This window comes from Nocardia cyriacigeorgica NBRC 100375 (genome assembly GCF_000308555.1).
GTDB lineage: Bacteria > Actinomycetota > Actinomycetes > Mycobacteriales > Mycobacteriaceae > Nocardia > Nocardia cyriacigeorgica.
This window is the reverse complement of record NZ_BAFY01000206.1, coordinates 1-2,351: the sequence shown is the minus strand read 5'-3', so window position 1 is coordinate 2,351 and position 2,351 is coordinate 1. Positions and strand designations below refer to the sequence as shown.

General features: G+C 67.8%; 2 protein-coding genes and 1 pseudogene. 1 reads left to right on the top strand and 2 read right to left on the bottom strand.

Going from position 1 to position 2,351, the window contains the following annotated elements; genetic code table 11:
* Both RJ05_RS21280 and RJ05_RS21275 read right to left on the bottom strand, forming a co-directional pair.
* Positions 1 to 576: pseudogene (locus RJ05_RS21280) on the bottom strand (ornithine cyclodeaminase family protein); the annotation flags it as partial.
* Positions 548 to 1,669, bottom strand: a complete 1,122-nt coding sequence (locus RJ05_RS21275) for a TauD/TfdA family dioxygenase (protein WP_081597456.1) — start codon at positions 1,667 to 1,669, stop codon at positions 548 to 550. The pseudogene RJ05_RS21280 and the gene RJ05_RS21275, both read right to left, overlap by 29 nt.
* 312 nt (positions 1,670 to 1,981) lie before the next feature.
* On the opposite strand from RJ05_RS21275, the gene RJ05_RS21270 reads away from it, so the two are divergent.
* Positions 1,982 to 2,351 (top strand): ABC transporter substrate-binding protein (locus RJ05_RS21270; RefSeq protein ID WP_036539853.1); only part of this gene is annotated, 370 nt, incomplete at its 3' end.

Genomic DNA, 2,351 nt, shown 5'->3' with positions numbered 1-2,351 from the left:
ATGATGTTCGGCCAGCTGCCGGTGCACGGCCTCGATCCCGTCCGGGTGCGTGCCGTACAGCATCAGTTTGCGCAGACCCGGATTCGCGGCGAGTAGATGCGGCAGCGCGTTGCGTCCTTGGGTGCCGGTGCCGATGAGCAGCACGGTATCGGCGTCGCGGCGGGCGGTTTCGCGCACCAGCAACGCCGAGACCGCCGGCGTGCGCAGCGCGCCGACCCGAGCGCAGTCCATCATCGCGATCGGGGCGCCGGTGGTGTCGTCGTAGAGGGTGATGGTGGTGTAGTACCGCTTGGTGCTGCGGTCGTGTCCGGGATCGAACTTGTAGGAGGTCTTCATCGCCACCACCCGGCGCCTGCCGTCGCGCCCGAGCATGGCGTAGGCGACCGACCAGCCGTCCGGGTTGGCGACGCTCAACTTCCGTGGATTGTCCGAATCTCCCGCCGCGAAGGCGAGATACGCGTCTTCCACGGCCCTTACCACCGCCGACGGCGAGATCGGCACGTCGGCGAGGTCGCTTCGGCTCAGCACCCGCAGCGGGGTGACTCGATCACGCGTGCTCAAAGGATCCTCGATCATCTGTGCCGTCCCGCTCTACTTCCGCCGGAGCCGTTTCCGGTCCGGCCGCCCGGAATGGGCGGACCAATAGCTGTCCATACCCATTCTCTCCGGCCTCGGCGTCGCGGCGGCGTCGATCGGGTAACCGGATGTTCACTCGTTTGAGCCATCGGTCGGTGCCGTCGTAGCGGGCGGTGAACGGTACCCGGCCGTGCACGGCGACGTCGTTGTCCACCAGCAGCAGTTCGCCGGGTTCGAGCGCCGCGGTGACGCAGACGCGTTCGAGCTCGTCGGTTAGGTGGGCGTAGGCGCAACGGTATTCGGGGTCGGCGTCGTCCAGCGGGGTGTAGGCGGGGTCGTAGCGCATCGTCAGATCGTTGCTTTCCCAGTGGCTTTCGCTCGAACTCCACAACGTGGGCACCGGTGTCGCGGTCGCGCGATCGTAGCCGGAGCCGTAGGAGACGTCGGGCAGGATCGGCAGCACGGGTGTGCTGAGAAGTCGCCGCTGCCGCGCGCTGAGTTCGACCCGGCGCACCGAGGAGACGGTGGTGCCGACCCGGTCGGGATTGCGCAGGCACGACAGCATCAGCAGATGCGCGCGGCCGGGATGGAAGGCGTCTTCGGTGTGCGGGCTGAGCAGGGTTTTACTGCTGGCGCCGGATTGTTCGTGTTCATGGCCTGCCGCCGGGACGATGTTGTTGACCAGCCGCCCGTCCTGCTGGCCCTGCCAGCCGAAGGGTTCGCCCGCCGATCGGGCCAGCAGCAGCATCACGATGTCGAGTTCGAGTGAACAGCGGCGCCTGCTCGAATCCCCGCTCCACAGTGCGGCTTCGCGCCAGCTGGGCGGGGTCGGGCCGCATTCGGCGTCGTCGAGCGGCAGTCGGCTGACGACGGCGGCACCGGCCGAGGTCTGCGGCGCGCGCATGGCGTGGCGCACCGCGGCCGGTAACTCGTGGACGCGGGCCTCGACCAGGTCGACGAGCGCCGGCGCGGTGAGCGTGCGCGCCGTCTGCGCGCCGTCGCGGCCCGAAACATCGAGTGTGTCGTGGATCACGCGTGCGAGCTCGCGCACCGCGCGCCCGGCGGCCGGGGGGAGCTCGCGTCGTTCGATCATCGGGGGGTGAAGCGTCTTACGTTCGGAGAGAACGCTTTTCACCAGGGTTTCCCTTCTTCGCATCGGGTCGAAAAGCGAGTGGTGACGATTCGAACTGCGAAGCTAGTGCTTCCCTCGAGCTAGAGCAAGGCTTACCTAACTTTGGCGATTGGATAGCGATGTAGCATAACTGAGCCGAGGCGCAGCTAGTGGGCGGTATCACCCAATTCGCACATCGACCGCCGAGAGACGCAGAACACGATTAGGCTAGCCTTCCCTGGGTGATTTCTCCAGGGTTGACGGGTGGGTGTTTTCGGTAGGGAAGGCGGCGCAATGGGTTTGAACCGGCGACAGTTGCTGCGGTCCGGTGTCGGCGTGGGTGCGGTCCTGCTGGCCGCGGCGTGTTCGAACGGGACCGAATCGGCCGGTCCGCCGCGTCCGGGCGGCACACTGCGGGTCGGCGCGCTCGGCACGCCCGCACGCCTGGAACGTGATCCGCACGCCAATCTCAGCAACGACAGCGACTTCCTCATCGCCTCGCTGGTCTACGACCCGCTGACGGTGCCCGCGGCGAATCCGACCGTGGCCGCGCGCCTGGCCACGGCATGGGAACCCGATGCCGAGGGCAAGCGCTGGCGGTTCACTCTCGCCGAGGGCGCCACCTTCCACGACGGCACACCGGTCACCTCGGAGGACGTGGTCT